Annotated in this window: 30 protein-coding genes and 1 tRNA gene; 19 read left to right on the top strand and 12 right to left on the bottom strand. The window is 32.3% G+C overall.

Annotation, left to right across the window (positions count from 1 at the left end):
• Positions 1-2: 2 nt before the first annotated feature.
• Entirely contained in the window at positions 3-782 is a 780-nt protein-coding gene (locus tag IM744_RS15060) for a zinc ribbon domain-containing protein (RefSeq protein ID WP_194508981.1), read from the top strand.
• 128 nt (positions 783-910) lie between these two features.
• Positions 911-1,570 carry a peptide-methionine (S)-S-oxide reductase MsrA gene (msrA, locus tag IM744_RS15055; protein ID WP_194508980.1) on the top strand — a complete coding sequence of 220 codons (660 nt, stop codon included), beginning with the start codon at positions 911-913 and terminating at the stop codon, positions 1,568-1,570.
• Here msrA and IM744_RS15050 read toward each other — a convergent pair.
• Positions 1,567-2,361 (bottom strand): class I SAM-dependent methyltransferase, encoded by a 795-nt coding sequence (locus IM744_RS15050; protein ID WP_194508979.1) that lies wholly within the window; start codon positions 2,359-2,361, stop codon positions 1,567-1,569. The two genes, msrA and IM744_RS15050, sit on opposite strands and share 4 nt — an antisense overlap.
• A 75-nt stretch (positions 2,362-2,436) precedes the next feature.
• Between IM744_RS15050 and IM744_RS15045 the strand changes: the two genes are divergently transcribed.
• On the top strand, positions 2,437-3,129 hold the full coding sequence (locus tag IM744_RS15045; RefSeq protein WP_194508978.1) for a hypothetical protein: 693 nt from the start codon (positions 2,437-2,439) through the stop codon (positions 3,127-3,129).
• A gap of 191 nt (positions 3,130-3,320) precedes the next feature.
• On the opposite strand, the gene IM744_RS15040 is transcribed toward IM744_RS15045, so the two are convergent.
• Positions 3,321-4,712 (bottom strand): sensor histidine kinase, encoded by a 1,392-nt coding sequence (locus IM744_RS15040; RefSeq protein ID WP_194508977.1) that lies wholly within the window; start codon positions 4,710-4,712, stop codon positions 3,321-3,323.
• Between the two features lie 153 nt (positions 4,713-4,865).
• Between IM744_RS15040 and kynU the strand changes: the two genes are divergently transcribed.
• From kynU to IM744_RS14985, 12 genes are all read left to right on the top strand, one after another.
• Entirely contained in the window at positions 4,866-6,137 is a 1,272-nt protein-coding gene (gene kynU / locus IM744_RS15035) for a kynureninase (RefSeq protein WP_194508976.1), read from the top strand.
• A complete protein-coding gene (locus IM744_RS15030; RefSeq protein ID WP_194508975.1) occupies positions 6,130-6,483 on the top strand; it encodes a hypothetical protein in 354 nt (117 codons plus the stop codon). Before kynU ends, IM744_RS15030 begins: the two co-directional genes overlap by 8 nt.
• Positions 6,476-7,879 carry an FAD-dependent oxidoreductase gene (locus IM744_RS15025; protein ID WP_194508974.1) on the top strand — a complete coding sequence of 468 codons (1,404 nt, stop codon included), beginning with the start codon at positions 6,476-6,478 and terminating at the stop codon, positions 7,877-7,879. Before IM744_RS15030 ends, IM744_RS15025 begins: the two co-directional genes overlap by 8 nt.
• An 86-nt stretch (positions 7,880-7,965) precedes the next feature.
• On the top strand, positions 7,966-8,373 hold the full coding sequence (locus IM744_RS15020; protein WP_194508973.1) for a RidA family protein: 408 nt from the start codon (positions 7,966-7,968) through the stop codon (positions 8,371-8,373).
• Positions 8,374-8,428: 55 nt separating this feature from the next.
• Positions 8,429-9,061, top strand: a complete 633-nt coding sequence (locus tag IM744_RS15015; protein WP_194508972.1) for a hypothetical protein — start codon at positions 8,429-8,431, stop codon at positions 9,059-9,061.
• A 9-nt stretch (positions 9,062-9,070) separates the two neighbouring features.
• Entirely contained in the window at positions 9,071-9,208 is a 138-nt protein-coding gene (locus IM744_RS15010) for a hypothetical protein (protein ID WP_194509162.1), read from the top strand.
• Between the two features lie 256 nt (positions 9,209-9,464).
• Positions 9,465-10,904, top strand: coding sequence for an aldehyde dehydrogenase (locus IM744_RS15005; RefSeq protein ID WP_194508971.1), 1,440 nt, complete (start codon positions 9,465-9,467; stop codon positions 10,902-10,904).
• Between the two features lie 118 nt (positions 10,905-11,022).
• The gene (locus IM744_RS15000) at positions 11,023-11,805 is read left to right on the top strand and encodes an SDR family oxidoreductase (protein WP_194509150.1); all 783 of its coding nucleotides are present in this window, start codon (positions 11,023-11,025) and stop codon (positions 11,803-11,805) included.
• A gap of 247 nt (positions 11,806-12,052) precedes the next feature.
• Positions 12,053-12,586 (top strand): 3-hydroxyanthranilate 3,4-dioxygenase, encoded by a 534-nt coding sequence (locus tag IM744_RS14995; protein ID WP_194508970.1) that lies wholly within the window; start codon positions 12,053-12,055, stop codon positions 12,584-12,586.
• Positions 12,587-12,883: 297 nt separating this feature from the next.
• Positions 12,884-13,969, top strand: coding sequence for an amidohydrolase family protein (locus IM744_RS14990; RefSeq protein WP_194508969.1), 1,086 nt, complete (start codon positions 12,884-12,886; stop codon positions 13,967-13,969).
• Positions 13,969-14,100 (top strand): hypothetical protein, encoded by a 132-nt coding sequence (locus IM744_RS20805; protein WP_262893000.1) that lies wholly within the window; start codon positions 13,969-13,971, stop codon positions 14,098-14,100. Before IM744_RS14990 ends, IM744_RS20805 begins: the two co-directional genes overlap by 1 nt.
• Positions 14,101-14,109: 9 nt before the next feature.
• A complete protein-coding gene (locus tag IM744_RS14985; RefSeq protein ID WP_194508968.1) occupies positions 14,110-14,751 on the top strand; it encodes an O-methyltransferase in 642 nt (213 codons plus the stop codon).
• 91 nt (positions 14,752-14,842) lie between these two features.
• Here the strand turns inward: IM744_RS14985 and IM744_RS14980 are convergent, their stop codons facing one another.
• From IM744_RS14980 to IM744_RS14950, 7 genes are all read right to left on the bottom strand, one after another.
• Positions 14,843-16,351, bottom strand: coding sequence for a S8 family peptidase (locus IM744_RS14980; RefSeq protein ID WP_194508967.1), 1,509 nt, complete (start codon positions 16,349-16,351; stop codon positions 14,843-14,845).
• Between the two features lie 110 nt (positions 16,352-16,461).
• Positions 16,462-16,755, bottom strand: a complete 294-nt coding sequence (locus IM744_RS14975) for a Sec-independent protein translocase subunit TatA/TatB (protein WP_194508966.1) — start codon at positions 16,753-16,755, stop codon at positions 16,462-16,464.
• Between the two features lie 109 nt (positions 16,756-16,864).
• Positions 16,865-19,159: a M1 family metallopeptidase gene (locus IM744_RS14970; RefSeq protein WP_194508965.1), complete on the bottom strand. Its 2,295-nt coding sequence runs from the start codon at positions 19,157-19,159 to the stop codon at positions 16,865-16,867.
• 21 nt (positions 19,160-19,180) lie between these two features.
• A complete protein-coding gene (locus IM744_RS14965) occupies positions 19,181-19,681 on the bottom strand; it encodes a DUF6702 family protein (protein WP_194508964.1) in 501 nt (166 codons plus the stop codon).
• 77 nt (positions 19,682-19,758) lie between these two features.
• Positions 19,759-20,481, bottom strand: coding sequence for a hypothetical protein (locus tag IM744_RS14960; RefSeq protein WP_194508963.1), 723 nt, complete (start codon positions 20,479-20,481; stop codon positions 19,759-19,761).
• 64 nt (positions 20,482-20,545) lie between these two features.
• On the bottom strand, positions 20,546-21,313 hold the full coding sequence (locus IM744_RS14955; protein ID WP_194508962.1) for a carboxypeptidase-like regulatory domain-containing protein: 768 nt from the start codon (positions 21,311-21,313) through the stop codon (positions 20,546-20,548).
• Complete coding sequence (locus tag IM744_RS14950; protein ID WP_194508961.1) at positions 21,300-22,112, bottom strand: hypothetical protein; 813 nt, start codon at positions 22,110-22,112, stop codon at positions 21,300-21,302. Before IM744_RS14950 ends, IM744_RS14955 begins: the two co-directional genes overlap by 14 nt.
• A 114-nt stretch (positions 22,113-22,226) precedes the next feature.
• On the opposite strand from IM744_RS14950, the gene pepE reads away from it, so the two are divergent.
• On the top strand, positions 22,227-22,934 hold the full coding sequence (pepE, locus tag IM744_RS14945; RefSeq protein WP_194508960.1) for a dipeptidase PepE: 708 nt from the start codon (positions 22,227-22,229) through the stop codon (positions 22,932-22,934).
• 191 nt (positions 22,935-23,125) lie between these two features.
• Here the strand turns inward: pepE and IM744_RS14940 are convergent.
• Together IM744_RS14940 and IM744_RS14935 are read right to left on the bottom strand one after the other, a co-directional pair.
• Positions 23,126-23,198, bottom strand: a tRNA-Gly gene (locus IM744_RS14940).
• 48 nt (positions 23,199-23,246) lie between these two features.
• Complete coding sequence (locus tag IM744_RS14935; RefSeq protein ID WP_194508959.1) at positions 23,247-23,672, bottom strand: GNAT family N-acetyltransferase; 426 nt, start codon at positions 23,670-23,672, stop codon at positions 23,247-23,249.
• A gap of 67 nt (positions 23,673-23,739) precedes the next feature.
• Here IM744_RS14935 and IM744_RS14930 point away from each other — a divergent pair, with 67 nt between their 5' ends.
• The 3 genes from IM744_RS14930 to IM744_RS14920 are packed head-to-tail and all read left to right on the top strand — an operon-like array spanning position 23,740 to position 25,729.
• Complete coding sequence (locus IM744_RS14930) at positions 23,740-24,201, top strand: GNAT family N-acetyltransferase (protein WP_194508958.1); 462 nt, start codon at positions 23,740-23,742, stop codon at positions 24,199-24,201.
• Positions 24,198-24,932 carry a M15 family metallopeptidase gene (locus IM744_RS14925; RefSeq protein ID WP_194508957.1) on the top strand — a complete coding sequence of 245 codons (735 nt, stop codon included), beginning with the start codon at positions 24,198-24,200 and terminating at the stop codon, positions 24,930-24,932. Before IM744_RS14930 ends, IM744_RS14925 begins: the two co-directional genes overlap by 4 nt.
• Positions 24,933-24,958: 26 nt before the next feature.
• Positions 24,959-25,729 carry a M48 family metalloprotease gene (locus IM744_RS14920; protein WP_194508956.1) on the top strand — a complete coding sequence of 257 codons (771 nt, stop codon included), beginning with the start codon at positions 24,959-24,961 and terminating at the stop codon, positions 25,727-25,729.
• Positions 25,730-25,789: 60 nt separating this feature from the next.
• On the opposite strand, the gene IM744_RS14915 is transcribed toward IM744_RS14920, so the two are convergent.
• Positions 25,790-26,173 carry an ankyrin repeat domain-containing protein gene (locus IM744_RS14915; protein WP_194508955.1) on the bottom strand — a complete coding sequence of 128 codons (384 nt, stop codon included), beginning with the start codon at positions 26,171-26,173 and terminating at the stop codon, positions 25,790-25,792.
• Between the last annotated feature and the right edge of the window lie 245 nt (positions 26,174-26,418).

The raw sequence follows: 26,418 nt of genomic DNA, 5'->3' as shown, positions 1-26,418 counted from the left end.
TTATGGCAAAAAAAGCTGAAGCATCTGTAGAAGATAGATTAAGAGCATTGTATGACTTACAATTAATCGACTCTAGAGTGGACGAAATTAGAAACGTTAGAGGAGAACTTCCTTTAGAGGTTCAAGATTTAGAAGATGAAGTTGAAGGTTTAAATACAAGACTTGAAAAACTAGCTACAAATCTCGATTTAATTGATGATCAAATTAAATCAAAAAAGAACTTAATGGAAGAAGCAAAATCTTTGATTAAGAAATATAGCGAACAACAAAAGAATGTTAGAAATAACAGAGAATACAATTCTTTAACTAAAGAAGTTGAATTTCAAGAATTAGAAATTCAATTGGCTGAAAAGCACATTAAAGAATTTAAAGTTCAAATCGATCAGAAAAAAGTTGTGATTGATGAAACTAAGTCTCGTCTTAAAGATCGTAAAACTCACTTAAAGCACAAGCGTAATGAGTTAGATGCTATCTTAGCAGAAACTCAAAAAGAGGAAGAAGCGTTAATGAAAAAATCTGAAGATTTCCAAAAGAAATTAGACGAGCGTTTAGTTAAAGCTTATTTCCGTATTAGAAATAATGTAAAAAACGGATTAGCTGTTGTACCAATTGAAAGAGGTGCATCTGGAGGTTCATTCTTTACTATTCCACCACAAGTTCAAGTAGAAATTGGTTCTCGTAAAAAAGTAATCACAGATGAACATAGTGGAAGAATTCTTGTTGATGCGCAATTAGCAGAAGAAGAAAAAGCAAAAATGGAAAAAATGTTTGCAAAACTTTAATCCATTAAGATTATATATTTTAAAAGCCTTTATCTATTGATAAAGGCTTTTTATTTTAATAAAACTTTCACATACTAAAAATTAAGGTTACTTAATTTTATACGACTTACTATAAAATAAAGAATCCTATGAAAAATTTTCTATCAACTTTAGCTATTGCTCTTTTATTTAGTTGTCAAAACAATGCACAAGTCAATAACAAACAACAGGCAGTCATTGATGCAGATCCAATAGAAGTACCTTTAGAAAACGGAAAAGCCAAAGCTTATTTTGCAAGTGGTTGTTTTTGGTGTGTAGAAGCTGTTTTTGAAAGCGTTAACGGTGTTGATGAATCAATAAGTGGTTATGCTGGCGGACACACAAAAAACCCAACCTACGAATCTAACAGTTATGGTCGTATAAAAGATCACGCAGAAGCTGTAGAAATTATTTACGACCCTAAAGTAGTAAGCTTCAAAACACTTGTAGATGTTTATTTTGCATCTCAAAACCCAACTCAAGTCAATGGCCAGGGTCCAGATAAAGGCTACCAATACCGTTCTATCATTTTTTATCAAAATGATACTCAAAAGAAAATAATTGAAGAGAAAAAAGCTGCTTTGGCTAAAGAATTAAATGCTACTATAGCTGCAGAAGTTTATCCATTTCAAAAATTTTGGGTTGGTGAAGATTATCATCAAAATTATGAAAGACTCCATCCAAACCAAGGTTATATAAGAAGTGTATCTGTACCAAGATTAAATAGGTTTAAAGCAAAAATGCCAGAAGTTTTAAAGAATAATCATTAAAGTTTAGTCGCTTTAATTTCAAAAATCAAAGGATATAATTTATCCTTAGTCACAAAATTGCCAAATGTAGTTTCTACTAGATCTGGTAATACGTTATAAGGACTTTCGTCATACTCGTTTAAATATTCTATTTGTAGTCCAGCGTCTACAAGTGCATTGATCACTTCGCTCAAACCATGGTTCCAGCAATACTCTTTAGTAATCATTTTTGAGTTTTGGTCTGCATAAGTACCTTCATATTCTTCGTAAATAACTTCATCTTGCATGTAACCATATTTCATGACAGGTTTATTCTCTAAATAATCAAACATCCAAACAATAGGATGAAACTCCGCCATATAAAACGTCCCTCCTTTTTTTAAACGTTCTGCAATCATTTTGCCCCAAGGTTTTAAATCTGGCAACCACCCAATCACACCATAACTGGTATAAACAATATCAAAAGTATCATTAACGTGCGCTGAAGTATCTAACACATTACATCGAACAAATTCTGCATCTAAATTCATTTCTTTATTTAAAGATTTAGCTAATGCAATACCTTCATCACTCAAATCAACACCAATACATTTTGCTCCCATCCTACTCCAACTCAAAGTGTCTTGACCAAAATGACATTGTAAATGCAATAAAGATTTCCCTTTAACATCGCCTAGAGCATTGAGCTCATATGGCATCAACGACGACTTCCCATTTTTAAAAGCTTCCAAATCATACATGTCACTTTTAGAATGTACTTTTACTTTTTCATTCCATGTTTCCCTATTGACTTCAAAATGATCTTTACTCATAACTTCATATTTAAAACTCTAAATTAATAATTTCTTCGGAAACATACAGACTTTCATACCTTTGCAAAAAAACAAATGACTCGACTACTAACAATCTTTTGCCTCTTTATTCTTTTAGCTTCATGTAAAACGGATACAAAAAACCAACAGATAATATCTGAGACGATTTCCGAAGAAAAAAAGGAATTAACCACTGCAGAAAATATTGCTCACGCTCATGGGTTTGAAAACTGGAAAAATATAAACGAAATTAAGTTCACATTTAATGTTGATCGAGGTGATAACCATTTTGAAAGAACATGGTCCTGGCAACCAAAAGAAGACTATGTAGTATCCTCTATCAACAAAGATTCTATATCAATGTATACAAGAACGACCACAATTGACGCCAAATTTGTAAACATTGACAAAAGTTTCATCAATGATAAATACTGGTTATTAGTTCCTTTTCAACTAATTTGGGATGAAGGCACAATCATATCAGAGCCAGTAAAAGAATTAGCTCCTATCTCTAAAACTGAATTAAATAAAATCACTTTAATCTATGGTAACGAAGGTGGATACACACCTGGAGACGCATACGACATCTTCTATAGCGATGATTTTTTAATTAAAGAATGGGTTTATAGAAAAGGAAATAGTGAAGAACAAACTATGGCAACAACATTTGAAAACTACGAAGACTTTAACGGAATTAAAATAGCTACAGAACATAAAATGGCTGATGGTAATTTCAATCTTTACTTTACAAATATTAAGATTAACTAAGACTTTTTCTAAATCTTAAAAAAATACTAAAGTTTGCTGTTTCTTGTAATTAGAACATCCAAACATCGACTTATAGACGTATATATCTTATAAGAATATTCCGCACTATGCGCCTATATATATTCAAAGCGCTTCATCTACTTAGTTGAAGCGCTTTATTTTTTCTAAAATTTTAGAGACAGACCGTTGTTTTAGTCATTTTGTAAATCAATATCGATGCTAAACCAAAAAGAAGCACCTTCACCTTCTATACTTTCTAATTCCAAATCTCCTCCTAACATCTTTACGTAAGCTTTTGATATAGACAAACCAACACCAGAGCCATTAAGCGTACTTCTATTAGCAACATCTACTTGATAAAAAGAGTTAAAAATAGTTTTTACTTTATCTGCAGGAATACCAATACCTGTATCACTTACATGAAATCTTAGTTGAGAAGTATTACTACCATCTAAACTACAACTAAGGGTAATGCTATCTCCTTCTGAGGTATATTTTATAGCATTTTTAATCAAATGTCTTAGTATCTCAGTAAACTTATTCTGGTCTGAATTTACAATAAAATCTCTTTTGTAGATAAAATTATTTAAGGTAAAATGGATGTTTTTTGTTTCGGCATCTTCTAAAAACATTTTATAAACATCATCTATACTTTCATTAATATTAAATTCAGTTTTTGTAATGTTCATTAAGCCTGTTTCTATTTTTGAGATACTCAAAATATCTGTAATAATATCTAATAGCTCTTTTCCGTTACATTCAATTACACTCACATATTCCTTATAATCTTCATCTTCTAGATTGTATGATTTCAAAAGTTCTGCACAACCTAGGATACCATACATTGGAGTTCTAATTTCATGACTCATATTTGCTAAAAAAGCAGACTTTAACTTATCTGATTGTTCTGCTCTCTCCTTGGCTTTTATTACATTTTTATGTTTCTCTAGAAGTTCTTCTTGCAATTGACTTTCTTTTAATAAAGCATTGTGTAATTGGTCTATTAAAAATGAAACTGAGAAAACTGTAAGTAAACTAAAAAGTACATTGTTAATAAAAACAATAAGAACGACCTCAAATGATGATTCTTCAAAAAAGCGTAAATCAACCCATTCAAAATAATAAACACATATAATAATTATATAAAAAACAGTAGTTACTAAAACAGAAATCACACCTGCTTTTGTTCCACTGTAAAGCGTCATTAAAATACTAAGTAAAAAAAGCAAAAGAGTCCCATTACCATTGAGTCCTAAATCTATAACTAGAACAAAAGACAAAACGAAGAAATTTACAGAAAACACTATTTTCTTTGTTTTCAAAGTCATTTGTTTATTAAAAAACAAAATTGTCACAACCAAAACAGCTAAAGTATTAATGTAGACCACAGACCATTTGCCTAATAAAATAGCCATACCTGTACTAGGGAAATAAGAAAAATAACCTAACGCAAGTGTTAATATTAAAATTGAAACAAACAATTTATCTCTAAAAAAAGATAAGGTATCTTTTTCGCTTTGGTTCGAAAAACCACTATACTTAATATACCATTGGTGATAGGATAACCAGAGTTTTTTTAGCATTTAAAAAATAATTATTCACAATAAATTCATTAGTAATATAAGCACAAAATTATTTAATTCCTTTTTAATTCTCTATTTCTTTCTACTTTATTTGATTAATGGAAATATCATATAATTATGCTATTTTTGTTAGCAACCGAAAACAAACTCACTTTGTCCAACTATAAACTTGGTCTTGATTATGCAAAGCAACAAGACATATTAGACGAATTATCAGACTACAGACAACAATTCCACATTCCTAAAGATTCACAAGGAAAAGAGCTCATCTACATGACTGGAAATTCCTTAGGTCTTCAACCAAAGATCACAAAAGGTTACATCAATCAAGAACTAGAAGATTGGGCAAATCTAGGAGTAGATGGTCATACACATGGTAAAAATCCTTGGTTACATTACCATGAGTTTCTAACCAAAACTATGGCAGATATCGTAGGTGCAAAACCATTAGAAGTTGTTGTGATGAATTCTTTAACAGCAAATCTTCATTTTATGATGGTGAGCTTTTACAAACCAACACCTAAGCGCTATAAAATTTTAATAGAAGCAGATGCCTTCCCTAGTGATAAATATGCAGTAGAATCTCAATTACGTCATCATGGTTATGATGATAATGACGGGTTAATACTATGGAAAGCTCGCAAAGGTGAAGAATTAGCAAATTATGATGATTTAGAAAACATACTTGAGCAACATGGAGACGAGATAGCACTTGTCATGATTGGAGGTGTTAATTATTATACAGGTCAGTTTTTTGATTTAAAACGTATTGCAGCACTTGGTCACAAACATGGTTGCATGGTTGGTTTTGATTGTGCTCATGGCGCAGGAAATGTAAAACTAAATCTTCACGACTCTAATGCAGATTTTGCAGTTTGGTGCAGTTATAAATATTTAAACTCAGGACCAGGAAGCTTATCTGGAGCTTTTGTTCATGAACGTCATGCAAACAATAAAGACTTAAATCGTTTTACAGGTTGGTGGTCACACAATAAAAAAACACGTTTTAGAATGCGTGATGAATTTGATCAATTAGCAGGTGCAGAAGGTTGGCAGCTCAGCAATCCGCCAATATTATCAATGGCAGCAATTCGTGCCTCTTTAGATGTATTTGAAAAAGCAGGTTTTGATAAACTTTGTGAAAAATCAAAACAACTCACAGGTTACTTCGAGTTCCTAATCAATGAACTCAATAATTCAGATATTAAAATCATAACACCAAGCAATCCTGATGAACGTGGATGTCAGCTCTCAATACAAGTTAAAAACGCAGACAAAAACTTACACGATAAACTTACAGAAGCAGGAGTTATAACAGATTGGAGAGAACCGGATGTCATTAGATGCGCTCCTGTCCCACTCTATAATTCATTTGTGGATGTATATGAACTTGTAGAGCGATTGAAGACTATTTTGAATGAATAATTTGAGTTATATATCTTCCGTTTTATCAAACGAGAAAATAATACTCAAGCTAATAAAGAAATCTGACATTAGTTTCTGGAACTATCAGTTTTTAGGACTTTTAAGTATATTTTTTAATAGAGGAAAAGATTTTTTTGTTATTACAGAAAATAAAATAGTTCTCCTATTAGATGATAAGCTGATAAAAAAATCAGAATACTTGGATTTTTCAATAATCAAATTTAATTCAGCTTCTTCAATTCTTCATTTTGTAGACAAAGAGAATAAAAACAGGAATTTAAATTTAAGTCGTCTTAGATTAACTTATGAAGAAATTCAATATCTTAAAAGTAAATTAAATGAATAACAAAAAACAAAACATACTAATCATTGGCGCAGGACTCTGCGGAAGCCTCCTCGCATTAAGATTAGGACAAAGAGGTTACAACGTCACAGTCTACGAAATGCGTCCCGATTTACGTAGAACAGATATTTCCGCAGGAAGATCCATAAATTTAGCTTTTTCAGATCGTGGTAATAAAGCCATCAAACTTGTTGGCTTAGAACAAAAAGTAAAAGAGCTTTGCATCCCAATGAATGGTCGCATGATTCATGATAAAGAGGGCAATACGTTTCTATCAAACTATAGTGGTCGTGATTATGAATATATAAATTCGATTTCTAGAGGCGAACTCAATAGTTTACTATTAACAGAAGCTGAAAAACATGATAATGTTACCATCCACTTCAATAAAAAATGCAAATCGGTAGATTTTGAAAACACCACAGCACATTTTCAAGATTACACAACTAAAGACGAGTTTATAGAAGATGCAGATGCAATTATTGCAACAGATGGTGCAGGCTCTGCATTGCGCAAAAGCTACTATTTAGGTAAGAAATTCTTGTTTAGTTTTTCTCAAAACTATCTCACTCATGGTTACAAAGAATTATCTATTCTTCCTACGGAAAATGGAGACTACAAAACCTATAAAAATGCATTGCACATTTGGCCAAGAGGCGACTTTATGGTCATTGCGCTTCCAAATTTAGACGGAAGCTTTACAGTAACCTTATTTTTAAGTTTTGCTGAAGGAGAATATAATTTCAATAACCTCACAACTCCAGAAATTGTTACTGAGTTCTTCACAAAAGAATTTCCAGACGCACTAGAATTGATGCCAAACCTAGTTGAAGATTTCTTTGAAAACCCAACAGCACCTTTAGGAACGGTAAAATGTTCACCTTGGCATTATAAAGGCAATACATTGTTGATGGGAGACTCTGCTCATGCTATTGTGCCATTTTACGGACAAGGAATGAACGCCTCTTTTGAGGATGTTGTAGAATTTGATCAAGTTTTAGACACTCATAAAGATGCAGATTGGGATACCATTTTCACAACCTACGAGAAAACAAGAAAGAAAGACACAGATGCTATTGCAGATTTAGCTATTGATAATTTTCATGAAATGAAAGATCATGTTGGTCAAGCCATATTTCAAGAAAAACGTAAAATAGAGATGGCTTTAGAAAAGGAATTCCCTGAAGATTACTCCTCAAAATATAGTTTAGTTACCTTTAATGAAAACATAGGTTATAGAGAAGCTATGTTGAGAGGGCGAGCACAAGACAAAGCCATATTAAATATGTTAGCAGATGGAGTCATTTCAATTGCAGATGATCTTAAAGATATTTTAGACAAAGTAAAAACAGAAACCGAAGCGATTTTAGAAGATGATAAAATTGCTGGATTAAGTTAATTTATCATTCTTGTTAAAGCAGGAATGACAAAAAAATTAAATTATGAGATCCTGAATCAAGTTCAGGATGACAAAATAAAAAAATAATGAACGAAGGAACTAAAGTAACACCAAGAGGAGCCTATCCACATGTCAAACAAGTTGGCGATTTCATTTTCGTTTCAGGCACAAGTTCTCGAAGAGCAGACAACACCATTGCTGGAGTTGACATCATTGACGACATGGGTACAAAACGCCTCAATGCTGAAGTGCAGACTAGAGAAGTTTTAAAAAATATTGATACCAATCTTAAAAAAGTTGGAGCAAGCATAAAAGACGTCGTAGATGTGACTTCTTTTTTAGTAAACATGAATGATTTTGCAGGCTATAATAAAGCATATGCAGAATTTTTTGAAAAAGAAACTGGACCTACAAGAACCACAGTTGCAGTGCACCAATTACCACATCCAGATTTGGTTGTTGAGATTAAGGTGATGGCTTATAGGAAACAGTAACTGTCATTCCTGCGAAGGCAGGAATCTCATAGATTTGAACAAAAATCCTAATAAATTGATACGATTTTTAAAAGTATTTTGTTTCGTTTTAATAATTACCGTGTTTTTAAGTTGTAGTGAAAACACTGAAAAAGAAATTTCAGAAACTAAAATCACTAAAGATATTCAGTTAGAATTTTTATCCGCTATATCAAAGGATACGACACAAATTTTTTCTGATTTTTACAGTAATGCTTATGTATTTGAAAAAAAGTTTACAAATACACAACTACCAATAACTAAAGACAAAAAAACAAGGTGGTTCTCACAAGTAGAATTGATTTCAAAATATTTAAATACCAAAGACACAATATTTGTACATGACCAAATTCAATTAAATCCATTAAACATGGATGATTTAGTAAAAGCAGGTTTTAAAACAGTTGATTATGATAGATTAATATCTAGATCTTTTATTGAAGACAGTTTAATAGAAAAAAAACTTGTTTCACAAGATTCATTAGATGCTATATTTAATCTTATAGAAAAACATAATTATATTCAAATATTAAAACCTATTTTTAATAAAACTCTTGATTTAGCTTATATTCAAGTTGATTATAAAGAATTTAGTGGTAAATCTATGATTTATAAAAAAACAAATAAAGGCTGGATATTCAATTTAGAAATAAGTAGTTGGATGAGATAATTTTTGCAAATGATTAAATTCTTCAGACATATTCGTAAATCACTACTTTCTGAAAACAAATTCAGTAAATATCTACTTTACGCTATTGGAGAAATTATTCTTGTCATTATTGGAATTCTAATGGCACTTCAAATTAATCCCTATTGAAAAAAATTTAGTTAATCCTAGTGTAGCAAGAAGTCTATTAACACAAGTAAAATTTAAGAATATTTTGACCTACCAAAAAATATTTTATCAAGATTATATAGATTATAATACAAGCAACATCGATGAAGCTAAAGTTTTAAAAATCACAATAGAGTCTTATTTAGAAGAAATAAATTATGATCAAACTCTGTAAACATTAAATTAAGAATTAAATCAAATAACCTTTAACTTGTCGTCACGAACCAAAAGTTCAAATATGAACATAAAAAACTACATCAACGGAAACTTCCATAATCCAATCCAAGATAATTGGCTGGATAACTACAACCCTTCTAATGGTAAAATTTATGGACAAATACCAGATTCAACCAAAGAAGACGTAGAGAATGCATACATCTCTGCAAAATCTGCTTTTCCTAGTTGGTCTCAAACCACTTTAGATGAACGTAGTCGTATTCTTATTAAAATTTCCGAATTACTAGAAGCCAACTTACAGCGTTTTGCAGAAGCCGAAAGTAAAGATAATGGTAAACCTGTGTCATTAGCCAAGCAGATTGATATCCCAAGAGCAGCGAGTAATTTTCGTTTCTTCGGAAATGCAATCACTCAATTTGCTAGTGAATCTCATGAAAGTATTGGCCAACAAGCCATAAATTACACTTTGCGTCAACCTATTGGAGTTGTTGGCTGTATCTCACCTTGGAACCTTCCACTCTATTTATTTACTTGGAAAATCGCTCCAGCACTTGCAGCAGGAAATTGCGTCGTCGCAAAACCTAGTGAAGTCACACCAATGACTGCCTATCTTTTAGGAGAAATTTGTAATGAAGCAGGTTTACCAAAAGGTGTTTTAAATATTGTTTATGGTCTTGGAGGTTCAACCGGTCAAGCCATTATTGAGCATCCAGACATCAAAGCCATTTCATTCACAGGTGGAACAGCAACAGGAGCACATATTGCTAAAGTAGCAGCTCCAATGTTTAAAAAATTATCTTTAGAATTAGGTGGAAAAAACCCAAACATCATTTTTGCAGATTGTGATTATGACGATATGTTGGCTACAACGGTTCGATCATCATTTGCTAATCAAGGTCAGATTTGTCTCTGCGGAAGTCGGATTTTTGTAGAACACTCTATATATGAAAAATTTAAAACCGATTTTGTCAACAAAGTAAAAGCACTTAAAGTTGGTCATCCGTCTGAAAAAGACACCAATATTGGAGCATTAGTCTCTAAACCACATTTAGAAAAAGTAAAAGAATACATCCAAATTGCTAAAGATGAAAACGGAACTGTTTTATGTGGTGGAAATGAAGTAACTATAACAGATTACGAAAACGGATATTATCTAGAACCTACAGTTATAGAAGTACAAAGTGACGAATGTAGAGTCAACCAAGAAGAAATTTTTGGACCTGTAGTTACCATTATGCCATTTACTAATGAAGATCAAGTATTACAAATGGCTAACAAAGTCAAATACGGACTCTCAGCAACACTCTGGACAAACGATCTAAAACGTACCATGCGCATGAGCAACCAGTTACAAGCAGGAATCGTTTGGGTAAATACCTGGATGCTTCGTGATTTACGCACACCTTTTGGAGGCGTAAAAGCAAGTGGAGTTGGACGCGAAGGTGGTTTTGAAGCCTTACGCTTTTTTACTGAGGCTAAGAATGTTTGTATTAAATACTGACTAATTCCTGCGAATGCAGGAATCTAATAAATTGAAAAAAAAATATTATTAATAAAACGTCATTCTGAACTTGTTTCAGAATCACATTAAAAAGATTCCTGCTTTCGCAGGAAATGTTATGAACTTAGAACTAAACAATAAACACGCATTAGTTTGCGGAAGTACCGCAGGAATAGGAAAAGCAACAGCTTTAGCATTAGCTGAAGAAGGTGCCATAATTACCTTAATTGCAAGAAACGAAGAGAAATTAAAAGCGACACTTGCTGAGTTACCTCAGCATAGAAACCACGATTACATCATTGCAGATTTTTCTAAACCTATGGAATTGAAAGCAAAAGTAGAAGCTTACATAAAAGCTAATCATGGTTTTCATATTTTAGTAAATAACACAGGTGGACCGAAAGCTGGACCCGTTTTTTCTGCAGAAATAGATGAATTTGAAATTGCGTTTACGCAACATTTAAAATGTAACCATGTGTTGGCACAAGCGGTTGTTCCGTTTATGAAAAGTGAAGGCTTTGGTCGTATCATCAATGTGATTTCAACATCGGTTAAGCAACCTTTGGATGGATTAGGTGTAAGTAATACGATTAGAGGTGCTGTTGCCAATTGGAGTAAAACATTAGCTAATGAGTTAGGACAATTTGGAATTACAGTTAACAATGTGCTTCCTGGAGCAACTGGAACAGATCGTCTAGCTGAAATTATTAAAAATAAATCGGCTAAATCTGGAAACACAGAAGAAGAATCTGCGAATGCTATGAAAAGTGCTGTACCTGCAAAACGTTTTGCAAAGCCAGAGGAATTAGCAGATGCTATCACATTTTTAGCGAGTGAGCGTGCTGGATATATAAATGGTATTAATTTACCCGTTGATGGAGGAAGAACGAAGAGTTTGTAAACATCAAAAAAATATAATTGAAAGCCTTTTGTCATCCTGAACTTGATTCAGGATCTCATTAAAGAAGATTCTTCATTAAGTGCGGAATGACAGATGCTAAAAATTCATTTATTATTCTTAATTTTATTGAATTGACGAATTTGCGTTAAGGATTGCAACGACATCCTTTTTTTGCTGCCATATATGGCAAAAAAAGATATAGTGAAAAGCCTGACCCTTTTTAGGGTAACGCCCAAAATATTGAACTATGAGTAAATTGTTTCCACCTATAAATTTTAAAGCTTGGATTGAAGAAAACCGTCATTTATTAAAACCACCAGTTGGAAATAAAGTGGTTTGGAAAGATGGTGATTTCATAGTTATGGTCGTTGGTGGACCCAACAACAGAAAAGACTATCACTACAATGAAACTCCAGAATTTTTCTATCAAGTGGAAGGCGATATGGTTCTAAAAGTGATTGATAAAGGCACTCCTAAAGACATTCATATCAAAGAAGGTGACATCTTTTTATTACCTCCTAAAGTACCGCATTCTCCTCAACGTGGCGCAAATACAGTAGGATTGGTTATTGAATATCCAAGAGAAAAAGGTGTGCAGGATGCCTTACTATGGTTTTGCGAAAATTGCACAACTAAATTATACGAAGAGGATTTTACTGTGAAAAATATTGAAACTGATATGCCAAAAATATTTGATAAATATTATGGAGATCAAGATAAACGTACGTGTCCAAATTGTGGTGACATTATGCAACCACCAAAGAAGGTTCAGATTGAGTAAATGATTAGCTGTTAGCCAAAATTAACATTGGGATAAGAGTAAAACATTTTAAAAATTCATGTCCCAAATCAATTCGGAGAATTGAACGCCAAAGCGAAGAATAGATGAAGAAAATTTCCGAGAACAGGAGAACAAAGTTCGACGCAGAATTTTTAAATCGGTTTTCAGTTTAAAAAACTGCAAAATTCCTTGGCTTGGTCTTGATTTTTTGGTTCGTTTTGCATCAAGGCAAAATGAACAGAAATAAATATAAACAACTAAATATTGCTACGTCTAAAGGCTAGCAATTACGCACACATGGAAAAACGCAAACTTAGAATAAACGGTCACTCTCACTTACTTCCTTATCCTGAGGAAATCCCACAATTTATGCAAGATAAAGGGATTTTCTGGGTTGACAAAGACAGGAAGTTTATGCTTCAAAAAGATTGGAATCGTCCTATTACAGATTCTAGTTTCTTCTTAAATGAGAAACTAGCTTGGATGGAAAATTTTAAAATTGACCATGCTGTTGTACTCAATTTATCTCAGCTCTACGGAAACGGTTTACGCGTGGAAGAAATGAAGCAAGCGTTACGTTTTCAGAATGATTTTAATGCGAAAGTACAACGAGAAAATCCTAGTAAATTTACTTGTGGTTTTGTAGTGCATCCTGGATTTGTAAGAGGTGCTTGTTGGGAAATTGAGCGTTGTGTAGAAGAGTTAGGAATGCAACTCCTATGCTTACCAACCCATTACATGGATACTATTGGTACTTGGCGATGTATTTTTGATGAGGAAAATGAACCGATTTTTGAATTAGCTAATAAATATAATTTAGCAGTTGAGATCCATCCTTATGATGGTGAGAAATTTATCAAATTAGAAAATACATCATGGCGTTTTCATCTCATATGGATGCTAGCACAATGTGCAGATGCTTATCACTTTTTAACTTTAAATGGTTATCAAGATAAATATCCAAATATGCGTACTTGCTTTGCTCATGGCGGACAATTAGCACAAATAAATTTAGGACGACGTATTCAAGGTTTTGATGGGAGACCAGATTTATTTGAAGGCAAAAGTCACCCAAGAAAAGCGGTTGGTCATAAAAATATCTTTTTTGACACATTGGTTCATGATACAGGTGGTTTGGAATTACTGATTAGAAATCAAGGTTCAAAACAAGTATTAATGGGACTCGATGATCCATATCCTTTGGGTGAAATGGAAAGCGAAAAACAATCTTCTTATCCTGGTAAAATATTAGACTTAGCAATTGAGCGTAAAATTATTACAGAAACCGAACGTGATGCGATCTGGGAAGACAATGTAATACAATGGCTCTGTGGTGATGACCAAGCAGCTAAAGATAAATTAGTAAAACGTATATTGGGATAATGAAAAAAGATTCCTTTTGGGATAGCTTTACAAATTATATGAAATTTAGAGCCATTGTTCCAGTTATTATTTTAATAGTATTGGCCATTGCTCTTATAGCTAAAACTCTATTTAATAAAATTATAGGTTAAACATTCTTTATGTACTTTTTACCTGAAAAACTAGATGATTATATTGTTGCTCATTCTGAAGAAGAACCTGAGTTATTACAACAACTTACAAGAGAAACATATCAAAAAATATTGCAACCAATTATGCTTAGTGGACCATACCAAGGTCGTGTATTGAGTATGATTTCAAAGTTAATTCGTCCGAAAACTATTTTAGAACTTGGCACTTTTACTGGTTATGCGACACTTTGCTTAGCTGAAGGATTACAAAGTGATGGAGAAATACACACTATTGATGTCAATGAAGAATTAGAAGATTTTCAGCGCAAATATTTTGATAAATCTGGATACGGATTACAAATTCATCAACATTTAGGAAGTGCTTTGGATATCATCCCTAAGCTTAATCAAACTTTTGATTTAGTATTTATTGATGCTGATAAGCCTAATTATGTCAACTACTTTAATTTAATCATTGACAAACTAAATCCTGGAGGCATTATTCTATCTGATAATGTGCTATGGCATGGAAAAGTCATTGAGCCTTTAGACAAGAAAGACAATTCTACAAAAGCAGTTTTAGAATTTAATACGCTTTTAAAAAATGATAAGCGCATTGAAACAGTTTTACTTCCAATTAGAGATGGTCTTACAATTAGTAGAAAAATATAAAGCTCATCTCAAATCTACAATTATCATTATAAAAAAAGACCTCATTACAGCTTTGTAATGAGGTCTTTTCAATTTATTTATGATTATTTTTCTACTGAACTGCTTGTAAAGCATCAATATTACCATAACCAAAACTACTATTTTTGTTTGGATAGAATTCTGCCGATTGTTTCAATCTGTTTAAAACTTGAGTTCTACTCCAACTTGGATGTCTTGACCAAACTAATGCTGCAATTCCTGCAGTAGTCGCTGTTGCTACAGATGAACCTCCTGTATAACGTCTATCACCATTATAAAATCCTAAAACCGGAGGCGCTTTACTAGTATTATTATCACCTTCCATTATAATAGTAAAATCAATTTTATTACCACTGTGACACGTTTCACAACGATCATAATTACTACCATCATCAACACCTGTAACCGCAACTGTTTCACTCATCGTTGCAGGAAAAATAACACCAAAACCATTTGTGAAACTTGTTGAAGTTCCTCCAGCTGCAAAAATTAGCTTATTCTTACTGTAGGCATATTTCACTGCATCTTTAATATTACCTATTGACCATACATAGCCTATTGACATAGAAATAATTTTAACATCACTCCTATTACCTAATTGCGTTAAAGCCTTAGATACTCCTTTACGTTCATGATAATCATTTAATAAAACATCTTCTGTAGCTCTATAAGCAACCAAATTTGAATTATAAGCAACACCAACTGGCATACTGTTATCATTTCTAGGAGAAGCCATTGTTGATGCCATAGCAGTACCATGACCACATTTATCATGTGGACCATCATAATTACTAGACCACCACCAATTAGAATCTATAAATGTTCCATATTTTTGAACAAAACGACCTGTCGAATATCCATCATTAAAACCAGATGAATTTAATAATGATTGTGATGCTGAAACTCCAGTATCAATCAATCCAATTGTAACTCCAGATCCTGTAGATAATCCCCAAGCTTGTTGAATATTATGCTCATCAAAATGCCATGACACTTGAGCATTATTAGGACTTACTGTACTGTAATGTGATGAATTAATGGAGTCTCCATTTTTATCACATCCTGAACTTGATCGCTGTTGGTCCTCATTATAAGTAAATAGATTATATCCATTTGGCTCTAAATAACGTACATCACCACTTTTTCTCAAAGCAATAATGGTAGCTATATTTTCAACACCTACATCAATAACTGTTAAAATATCTTGCTCAACAATTTTGAGGTCACTTTTATCAATTTTTTCTTTATCTAGAACGATATTTAGTATGTTATTTTTTTTAGCTTCTAATTCTGTATCTCTAGTTTCACTAAAACTCTGGCCTTCATTCCCATAACCAATTGTCAATACATTTTGACCATGTACAACTGCACTCCATAGAAAATGAGCATCTTCTTTACTCCAATCAAAATCTCCAGTAGCTCTTATAGTTTCGCTTATTCGATTATTGATTTCTTGGACTGTTAATGGGTCTGTTGGGAATTGAATCTCTTGAGATTCTGTTTCAATTATGGCATCTTCTTTAGAACAAGATACCATGGTAATTGCAAGAAGCAGCAATACCTTTAAGTACATTTTTTTCATTGAATATGATTTAGAATGGTTAATGATTTTCTAAATATATTAAATTATTAAAAAATAATCGCACTCAATTTTACGATTTTATCAAAATAAATGGTTGAAAAATAGGAATATTACAATTTCGGACCTCTACTCACAGAGCCTGTAAAGTCTTCTAGGTCATCTTTGACCTTATTGATTTCTTTTGTGATATTTTTAGTAACATCTGTATCAATGCCTTGTTTTTCGGCAGTTTTAGAAATCTCAGATTTAATATCACTTGTCGCGTCTCTAAGCATACGCATTCCTTTACCCATACCACGAGCAATTTCTGGAATTTTATCTGCACCAAAAACCATAACCACAATGAGGAGTATGAAAATAACCTCTGGAGTACCAATAAATAAGAATGTTGCTAATTGTATCACGATGCAAATATAACGAGTTGTTTACTAATTGTGATTATATTTTTTTTATTTATACTGAAAAGAGCCGATATTTCTATCAGCTCTTTTTATAGACTAGTTTAGACTAACATTAGCCTTTAACTTTATTCTTGAATGCATCAAAATCACTCTCTTTAACCTCTTTAGGCCAAGAGTTATTTGATGTATCAATATCTGCTGTTTCTAATTTTGGATCTACTTTTATGGATACAATTTCTTTTTCTGAAGCGATTGCTTTGCTTACTTCGTTATCATTAAATCTCCAAATTTGTGCAGGATATGTTTCAGTTTTTGTTGTACCATCTGCATAAGTAAATTCTACAATGATCGGCATCACTAAACCACCTGGTTTTTCAAATGTAATGTTATAGAAGTACTTTGGTTGTTTAATAGTTTTACGTTCTTCCGCAGAAAAATTATCCATCATATACTCTTTTAAAGTAGGAGAATTATCAGCAGATGTACCTTCACGTAACTTTTCATCAAACTCTTCACTACCTTCTTCAACAAGATACACCCAATTTAAATCATCTAAATTTCTATTGTTAGTTGCTGCATAGTTTTTAGCGTATTGATTTGGTACTGATGATACATAATATTTTTTCACATCCTTCAATCCGATATCTACCCAATCTGTAGTGTAAAACCATCCTCTCCAATACCAATCTAAATCAAATGCTGAGGCATCTTCCATAGTACGGAAAAAGTCTTCAGGTGTTGGGTGCTTAAACATCCAACGATGTGTATATTCTTTAAAAGCATAATCAAATAACTCACGTCCCATTACTGTTTCTCTCAATATATTCAATGAGGTCGCTGGTTTTCCGTAGGCATTATTTCCAAACTGATACGTGTTTAAACCTTTTGTCATGATTGGAGCAATTTTATCTTGATTACCACCCATATATTTAGTGATGTTTTTTGCTGGTCCACGACGTGATGGATATGATGCATCTCCAGTTGACAAGGCGCCAGGATTCCATGCTCCAAAATCTTGCTCTGCCACGTACTGCATAAATGTATTTAATCCTTCATCCATCCATGTCCATTGACGCTCATCACTGTTTACAATCATTGGAAAGAAATTATGTCCTACTTCATGAATAATCACACTCATCATACCGTATTTTGTACGATCATCATATTTGCCATTTTCGTCAGGTCGACCATAATTCCAACAAATCATTGGGTACTCCATTCCTTGACGTTTAGCATGAACCGAAATTGCTTTGTGGTAAGGGTAATCAAATGTCATACGAGAGTACGTTTTAAGTGTACTTGCTACTGCTTTTGTTGACCATTGTTCCCATAATGGGTTTCCTTCTTTGGAATATAATGACACAGCCATAACGTCTCTATCTCCAAGCTTAACAGCCATCATATCCCAAATATATTTTCTAGAGGTTGCGAATCCAAAATCTCTTACATTTTCTGCGTAAAGCTTCCAAGTATTTTTCTTTTTAGAACGTCCTTTTTCTCTTGCTTCTGCTTCTGCTTGAGTTGATATTACGACAGGTTCGTTATAAGACTTTTTAGCCTTTTCATAACGCTTCATCATATCTTTAGAAAACAAATCCTTTCTATTCATTAATCTTCCTGTACCATCCAAAAGGTGATCTGCAGGAACTGTAATGTTTACTTCAAAATTACCAAATGGTAATGCAAATTCATCGCGTCCCCAAAACTGTGAGTTTTGCCATCCTTCTACATCATTGTAAACTGCCATTCTTGGATAGAACTGAGCAATCACGTAGTTTCTATTTCCGTCAGGAAATAATTCATAACCAGAACGTCCACCATCTGTAACATGATTATTTATTTGATACCACCATTTGATGTCAAAAGAAAATTTATCTCCTGTTTTCATTGCTTTTGGCAATTCTACACGCATCATAGTTTGGTTAATAGTATGTGATAATGCTTTACCGTCTGTACTCGTAACACTTTCTATATTAAAACCTCCATCAAAACTCTCACTCATGTAAGATGACGTAAATCTAGAAGCAGATTGCGCAGGTGTTATTGTGCTTGAATTAATATCTTTTGAAGGTGAATCTTTTGCTCTAACATTTTGATCTAATTGAACCCATAAATACGTTAATTCATCAGGAGAATTATTAGTATAAGTAATGGTTTCGTATCCACTTAATACTGCTGTTTCATCATTGATTTCAAGATCCATTTTATAATCTGCTTGTTGCTGATAATATGCTGGTCCTGGTGCTCCAGACCCTGTTCTAAACATATTAGGCGTTGCAAATTCATCATAAAGTTGCTTAAACTTATTCTGATTAGTGTGACTAGACTTTCGCGCTTCTTGCTCTTGAGCCACTACATTTAAAGAGATAAATGCAATTGCCAAACAAAGGGATTTTAGTATTCTCATAGCTATTATTAAAAAGGTAATTTATTTAAAATTTATGTATTGATTTGTATCTTCTTTAGTAAAAATCAGATTGTTTACTTTAGAATTTATTTTAGATTTAACTATATTTTTTTGCTTCGGAAACAAGTCATAAAGAACTGTATTACTTATTTCAATAGTATTTATAGCAGTAATATTTTCGATTTCTAAATAACAAGCAACTTGATCGTTTTCATATTCTTTTCCAACAAAATTAATAGCAACTTCTTTTGTGTTAATCCTAATTTGAAGTTTTTGTTTTAGGTACTTTTTGATGTATTCATCAACTGTAGATTTTTCATCAATGGTTGTTAAATTTATGTTTTTATCAAAACGTTCTTGTAAGGCACGCTCCAGATCATCTGCATCTATTCTTGTAATTATCTGAACAGATTTTTTCTCTTTCACGTACTCAATCTGTGTTACACTCACATAATATTTGTGTGCAACAGATAAAAATAACGGAAAAGCAAGCGCTAATAAAGTGACTTTTATAGAATTCATATCAATCAATAAGTTGTAAATGTAGCTATTTTAAGAAAATTTTTATTCTTAAAAAGTGTTAATAAATTCTAATTCAATTAGTCTTTAAGTTCTATATTCTCTGTCTCATCCATATAGAGTTTTTGAAGTAGAAACTCATACATTTCAAAATCATTATCTGCTTTACAAAGGATTTCAAATTTAGGATCTTCGGCAACGTAGTAGAAAAAATCGGTTTTTAAATGTTCTTCTATCTCGTAATCTGCAAATAACATGTTTGAAAATTCAGATTTCACTTTATTCATACAAGTGACTTGCTCTTCTAATTTTACTGCGCTTTTTAACTTTTTGGTACGTCCAGAAATTTTATTTAAAATTTTATGAATATTAATTCCAACAAACAATGGTAAAATCACAAAAGTCTTACCTGCATCTGCTTCGTATAATTTTCTCTCTTTTTGAGTTTTAGGTTTCCCTACATAACCTGGAATCCCAACATCGTAAAAATTAATGTCACGCTTTGCATCACTATTTCCAATATCTAAAAGCAAATCTCCTGTTAGTATTTTACCAACAACGACCTCATCTAATTCATTAACTCTATCTTCTAAATTTATGGTAAGATATTGTAGTTTTAAAGTGGTTTCTGTAATAACAATATTTTGAGGTATGTATTGAATGCTTGAAATAAGGATCGTGTCATTTAATTTTGCAGGTACTACAAAATCTCCTTTATCATTAGTAACTGTGAATTCTTGAGCGGTAATGTTGAGGATATGGATACTCCCTAAATCTGAACTTGCTATAACTTTACCTTTCAAATTAATAGTTTGCGCATCATTGAATAGACACGTCAATAGCATGATAAAAAGAAATAATATGTTCCTAATCGTTTTCAACATGTACTTTGAAGGCTTCTAATTTATCTTTTAAAAACTGTAGCATCTTAATATCATTACCCAAGTCACTCAATTCTATAAAAGCTGGATCATCTCCACAAAACAAGAAATATTCATTTTGCATTACTTCACTAAACGTTTCATGCTCAAAAATTAACTTAGAGAATTTTGCTTTAGCTTCTTCAATAGCTATTGATAATTCCTCTCGTGCAATCTGTTCTTTAAGACGTTTAGTACGACCAGTTATGTAATTAATTAACGGGTTTAAAGGAACTATTCCACCTCCAGTTTGCGCTTCATACAAACGTCTTTCACTTTGCGTCTTTTTAGGACCTGTGTAACCAGGAATGCCTATGTCATAGAAATTCATTTCTCTTTTGGCATCGCTATTTTCAACATCTGTCATTAAGTTTCCTGTTAAAATCTTACCTACTACAACTTCATCCAATAGGTTAATATTATCTTCAAGATTGATAGTAACCGCTTTAGTTTGCATTATAATATCTGTGATGAGAATTTCTTTTGGCACATATTGAACTCCTGAAATCACAAGTGTATCATTCTGTTTTACAGGTATTACAAATTCACCTAAATCGTTTGTAATTGTAAACTTACTCACTGTTTTATTAATAACATGAATCCTATCGAGATCACCATCAGCAATAATCTTTCCTTTGATATCTTTTGTTTGAGCAGATATTTCCGAAGAAAAAAGGACAATTAATAAAAAAAGGAAACACTTAATCTTTATCACTATTCATTTTTAAAAATTCTTTACTTTTTGTGTTTAGAACTTCTAAAAACTCTAATTCTTTACCGTAATTCAAATGTGTGTAATCAAAATCTACATCATCTTGTACAAATCTTATAAACTCCTCAACACGATGAGCTGGAATATTAAAATTATCAATGATAAACTCAGATCCAAAATAGTATTTTATAGAGCTTACTGGTACATCTGGTACACCAACAGTCTTCTTGTTTTCAACCTTAGACCTAAATAAAGGCAATAATAATTGGTCTACAACATTCACTATATTTAAACCATTAACCATAGTTGTAGATTGAGAATGCATCACTTCATTTTCAATACCAGAACGTGGATCATCTGTAAACTCATACTCGTCGCTTTTTTTAATTCCGAAGTAAAGCGCATCTAATTTAGGATTGAAGGTCTTTACTGTTGAAACATCTGTTGGCAAATCGCCAGATAATCCTTTTGTTAAGACCAAAATCTCATCAAGTTTATTAATTTCTTCAATTAAAAACACGCGCATACGCTTGGATTGCATTATGGCTTCTGTAACACGTAAATCAAAATTTTGATACTGTAATGCTCTAAACTCTATTAAATCATTTAAACCAACTTCTATTGTAAATTCGCCATTGACATTTGTAATAACACCTTTATTAGAAGATGTATTGAAGACTGTAATTGCATCAACATCTTGACCTTCAACAATAATTTTACCATCAACCTTTATACGTTTTGATATTTGTGAGGTCATTGTAAAAGACACAGAAAGTAAAAATAAGAGTAGTAATTTTTTCATAGTTTTTGGTTTAGATATGTAAATAAAGGATTTGAAAACTTAATTTTTTAATAAAGCCCAACTAAACTTTTGTTAAATTAACGCTTTACATAAATTTACAAAAAATTGTAACCAATGAGAAATATTATTATAGCAAGTACATCAACAATTCATGGTGGAGAATCACTAGATTATTTATTGGAAGAACTTCGTGAGTTTTTTAAAAATACCTCAGAAATTTTATTCATCCCATACGCAAGACCTGGAGGAATAACTCATGATGAATATACAGCCAAAGTAAACATCGCTTTTAATAAAATTGATAAAAAAGTCATTGGGATTCATGAATTTAATAACCCAAAAGAAGCTATAGAAAATGCTAAAGGTATTTTTACAGGTGGTGGTAACACATTTGTTTTAGTAAATCAATTGTATAGAAACAATTTGATAGATATTATAAAAACCGAAGTGAAAAATGGAACCCCTTATCTTGGCACAAGTGCTGGTAGTAATATTTGCGGACTCACAATGAACACAACCAACGATATGCCAATTGTGTATCCACCAAGTTTTAAAACCTTTGGGTTTGTGCCTTTTAATATCAATCCACATTATTTAGATCCAGACCCAACCAGTAAACATATGGGAGAAACACGTGAAACAAGAATTAAGGAGTTTCATAAATTTAATACACAACCTGTTGTTGGAATTAGAGAAGGAAGTTGGCTAGAAGTCAAAGGTGATACGATTACTTTAAAAGGCAACTTAGATGCTCGCATTTTTGAATATAATAAAGCTCCTTACGAAATTGAGACGGGAAGTTTATTGAGTGAACTGAAGTAATTTCCTTTTTAAAATTGTACTAAAATTCGTTATAAACAAAAAAAACCTTATCGCATTGATGAGGATTTTTTTTGAGCTAGAAAGCAGGTTTACTTCGACTTTTCTCTGTATTAACTTCTCACCTTAACTTTCACTTCTAATCTAAGTTGTATCCATAAAAAAAGCTTCATCTGTTAAGATAAAGCTTTTTGAGCGAGAGACCAGGTTCGAACTGGCGACATTCAGCTTGGAAGGCTGACGCTCTACCAACTGAGCTACTCTCGCATTCCGGGCGCAAATATAGTATAACTTTACTTTTTTACAAGCACAAAATCAAAACTTCTTTAAAAAATGATAACCTAAAGCTTCAAAACCTTCATTATAGTAAAATTTATGCGACGGATAATTGTGCACATAAGTATTGAGCTCTACTGTGTTACAGCCTTTAGTTTTCACATACTCATAGATCCAATTGAGAAATTTTTTTCCAAGCCCTTTACTACGATAAGCATCATCTATATAAACATGATCAATTTCTACGCTTTTACCAACATAATGTCGTGTACAAAACCACATTCCGCTCACTCCTATTAAGTTTTCGTCATCAAAAATGACAGCACACTCATAATTTTGAGTGATCATTTCTGCAAAACGTTCTTTTAATAGTTCTTCGGAAACTTTAAAACTCGTAAGCTCTTGCACTAAAGGAATAATCTCATTGATACGAGAATTTTCGAGAATTTTGAATTGGAATGACATGGCGTTAATTTTAGAGTGAAGTTAAATAATTTTGTTTAAGTTTGATTCTGTGATTTAGTAAAACCCCATGAAAACAGATAATCATACTAACGATTTTTATATTCGAGAAATTTCAGCAAAAGAAACTTATGCTGTTAGACATCCCGTTTTAAGAGAAGGACGACCAATTGAAGACTGTCAATTTACAGATGATGAATTAGAAACCACCATTCACCTTGGTTTGTATGTTGATGAGAAACTCATTGGGATTGCTACTTTTCTTAAAAATTGTAATATGCAATTTTCCGAAGAAAAACAATATCAGCTTCGTGGCATGGCAATTTTAAAAACATTTCAAGGTCAACAATTTGGAGAACACCTTTTAAGATATGGCGAACATCTTTTAAAAGAAAAACATATAGCGAGAATTTGGTTTAATGCCAGAGAAACTGCAGTACGCTTTTATCAAAAAAATGAATACCAAACCGTAGGACAGCCTTTTGAAATAGATAAAGTTGGCACGCATTATGTAATGACAAAAGTATTATGAAGAGACGCACATTTATAAAAGGGACAACAGCATTTGGATTGGGATTAGCAGTTTTTCCGCAGATTGCATTTCAAGATTCTAAAACCAATATTTCTTATGATGAATTGATTGGCAAAGGTAATCCTGAGTTGTTTGGCAATGGTTACAAATTGCGACAAGAGGCTTATGATGCGTTTATAAAAATGAGTAAAGAGGCTTTAAAAAGTGACATTAATATAAAAGTTGTGTCTAGTTATAGGAACTTCGCTCATCAAAATAGAATTTGGGAACGTAAATACAAACAAAATATTAATAACGATTTAAGCGCTCAAGAAAGCATTAAGAAAATAATAGAATACTCAACAATACCTGGAACATCAAGACATCATTGGGCAACAGACATTGATTTAATAGATGGAAATGTTGCGCAACCTAGTAGTGTTTTGAATCCTAAACATTTTGATGGCACTGGTTGTTTTTCAAAATTTAAAACTTGGATGGATGCTCATGCTAATACCTTTGGTTTCTATTTAGTTTACACGAATGAAACCAATAGAAAAGGTTTTAAATATGAACCTTGGCATTATAGTTACAAACCGCTTTCACAAGGATATTTGCAAGCGTATCAAAAATTAAATTTGATAGATATTATCATTTCAGAGCAATTAATGGGATGTGATCATTTTTCCGAAGAATTTATTACTAATTACCTCAACCAAAATATTTTGGATATAAATCCGGAACTTTTGTAAATTTAAAAACATTAATTAATACAATCATGAGAGGAAAGAATTTTAAAATAAGACTACTTATTGGAGTTGCCATCGCCCTGTTTTTTGTCGTAAAACGTTGTAGTCAAAGAGAAGAAAATCCATATACTGGTCGTATGCAAACCATTTCTATGTCTTCTAATGAGGAAATTCAAATTGGTCTTGCCAGTGCTCCACAAATGGCACAACAACATGGCGGATTACATCCTAATAACGAATATCAAGCTATGGTTGATAACGTTGGAAACAAACTAGTTGATAATAGTATAGCAAGAAATACACCTTATAAATATGAATTTCATTTGCTTGCAGATCCCAATACTATAAATGCATTTGCATTACCTGGCGGACAAGTTTTTATCACCTATGCCTTGTTTTCTAAATTAGATAACGAAGATCAACTTGCAGGTGTTTTAGGACACGAAATTGGTCATGTTCTTGGTCGTCATAGTGCTGAGCGTATAGCAGAAAGTGAATATTGGCAAGGACTTGCAACTGCAGGTTCTGTTGGAGCAGATGCTGGAGGTTTGGTAAGTGGTATTGGACAAAACACTTTATTAACTAATGGTCGTGATGATGAATTAGAAAGTGATGATTTGGGTGTTAAATTCATGCTTAAAGCTGGTTACGATCCTGAAGAAATGATTGGTGTCATGGAAATTTTAAAAGCAGCTGCAGGACCAAATCGCGTTCCAGAAATGCAAAGTACGCATCCAGATCCAGAAAACAGAATAGAAAAAATTAGAGAGTCTATCCAAAAATATAAAAACGCATCTTAAAAAGATGCGTTTTCAAACTAACTAACTCAAATATTTGTTTCTAAAAAGAAACCTATTTTGTTAAGAATCTAATTCTTTAATGTAGGCTAATGCATCTTTTGCATTAGATAATTCGGCATACTTCTCTGCTGTCATACCTTTTGCTGATTTCACGTCTAACTTGGCTCCTTTATCTACTAAGAGTTTTAAAATATCTAATCTGTTATACTTAGCAGCATACATTGCAGGTGTTAAACCATTAGATTTTTTGTTGACGTCTTGTCCTAATTCAATAAGTTTTTTTACAGTATCTAAATCTCCTTTTACAATAGAGATACAAAATGGATCTACCAATCTTTTAGTTACGGTTTCGTAAGTTGAAGTTGGCATAATGCTGTTTGATGCATGTAAGGTTGTAAATAAAAACCCTAATGCGATTGCGATAATTACTGCTGATTTTTTCATGATGAAAGATTTTAAATTAATTGATTAATGTTTTTTGATTTTGAACAGATTTAAACCAGTTCATATTATAAAGACGACATAACTTTTGAAATGTTACACAAAAAACATTTAATAACATTTTTTTAACTATTTGTAAATAAATACGTTAATGCTATCATAATTAAATTACGGATAAGACGATTAGACCCATTTTCTATTAATTAAATCATAAATACTTACATTTTATAACATCAATTACTTATAAA

The sequence above is a fragment of the Psychroserpens luteus genome, assembly GCF_015319355.1.
In the GTDB taxonomy this organism is placed as follows: domain Bacteria; phylum Bacteroidota; class Bacteroidia; order Flavobacteriales; family Flavobacteriaceae; genus Psychroserpens; species Psychroserpens luteus.
The sequence above is the reverse complement of the archived record's forward strand: the minus strand, read 5'-3'. Positions and strand labels throughout refer to the sequence as shown.

Bases quoted from the DNA above. Each gene is read 5' to 3' on its own strand.
- IM744_RS14935 (WP_194508959.1), bottom strand. From the start codon at position 23,672: ATGTCATTCCAATTCAAAATTCTCGAAAATTCTCGTATCAATGAGATT.
- IM744_RS14980 (WP_194508967.1), bottom strand. From the start codon at position 16,351: ATGAAAAAAATGTACTTAAAGGTATTGCTGCTTCTTGCAATTACCATG.
- IM744_RS14990 (WP_194508969.1), top strand. From the start codon at position 12,884: ATGGAAAAACGCAAACTTAGAATAAACGGTCACTCTCACTTACTTCCT.
- IM744_RS14985 (WP_194508968.1), top strand. From the start codon at position 14,110: ATGTACTTTTTACCTGAAAAACTAGATGATTATATTGTTGCTCATTCT.
- IM744_RS15040 (WP_194508977.1), bottom strand. From the start codon at position 4,712: ATGCTAAAAAAACTCTGGTTATCCTATCACCAATGGTATATTAAGTAT.
- IM744_RS14995 (WP_194508970.1), top strand. From the start codon at position 12,053: ATGAGTAAATTGTTTCCACCTATAAATTTTAAAGCTTGGATTGAAGAA.
- IM744_RS15010 (WP_194509162.1), top strand. From the start codon at position 9,071: ATGATTAAATTCTTCAGACATATTCGTAAATCACTACTTTCTGAAAAC.
- IM744_RS15045 (WP_194508978.1), top strand. From the start codon at position 2,437: ATGACTCGACTACTAACAATCTTTTGCCTCTTTATTCTTTTAGCTTCA.
- IM744_RS15025 (WP_194508974.1), top strand. From the start codon at position 6,476: ATGAATAACAAAAAACAAAACATACTAATCATTGGCGCAGGACTCTGC.
- IM744_RS14925 (WP_194508957.1), top strand. From the start codon at position 24,198: ATGAAGAGACGCACATTTATAAAAGGGACAACAGCATTTGGATTGGGA.
- IM744_RS15030 (WP_194508975.1), top strand. From the start codon at position 6,130: ATGAATAATTTGAGTTATATATCTTCCGTTTTATCAAACGAGAAAATA.
- IM744_RS15060 (WP_194508981.1), top strand. From the start codon at position 3: ATGGCAAAAAAAGCTGAAGCATCTGTAGAAGATAGATTAAGAGCATTG.
- IM744_RS14915 (WP_194508955.1), bottom strand. From the start codon at position 26,173: ATGAAAAAATCAGCAGTAATTATCGCAATCGCATTAGGGTTTTTATTT.
- IM744_RS14965 (WP_194508964.1), bottom strand. From the start codon at position 19,681: ATGAATTCTATAAAAGTCACTTTATTAGCGCTTGCTTTTCCGTTATTT.
- IM744_RS14970 (WP_194508965.1), bottom strand. From the start codon at position 19,159: ATGAGAATACTAAAATCCCTTTGTTTGGCAATTGCATTTATCTCTTTA.
- IM744_RS15005 (WP_194508971.1), top strand. From the start codon at position 9,465: ATGAACATAAAAAACTACATCAACGGAAACTTCCATAATCCAATCCAA.
- pepE (WP_194508960.1), top strand. From the start codon at position 22,227: ATGAGAAATATTATTATAGCAAGTACATCAACAATTCATGGTGGAGAA.
- IM744_RS14920 (WP_194508956.1), top strand. From the start codon at position 24,959: ATGAGAGGAAAGAATTTTAAAATAAGACTACTTATTGGAGTTGCCATC.
- IM744_RS14950 (WP_194508961.1), bottom strand. From the start codon at position 22,112: ATGAAAAAATTACTACTCTTATTTTTACTTTCTGTGTCTTTTACAATG.
- msrA (WP_194508980.1), top strand. From the start codon at position 911: ATGAAAAATTTTCTATCAACTTTAGCTATTGCTCTTTTATTTAGTTGT.
- IM744_RS15020 (WP_194508973.1), top strand. From the start codon at position 7,966: ATGAACGAAGGAACTAAAGTAACACCAAGAGGAGCCTATCCACATGTC.
- IM744_RS15000 (WP_194509150.1), top strand. From the start codon at position 11,023: ATGAACTTAGAACTAAACAATAAACACGCATTAGTTTGCGGAAGTACC.
- IM744_RS20805 (WP_262893000.1), top strand. From the start codon at position 13,969: ATGAAAAAAGATTCCTTTTGGGATAGCTTTACAAATTATATGAAATTT.
- IM744_RS15050 (WP_194508979.1), bottom strand. From the start codon at position 2,361: ATGAGTAAAGATCATTTTGAAGTCAATAGGGAAACATGGAATGAAAAA.
- IM744_RS14930 (WP_194508958.1), top strand. From the start codon at position 23,740: ATGAAAACAGATAATCATACTAACGATTTTTATATTCGAGAAATTTCA.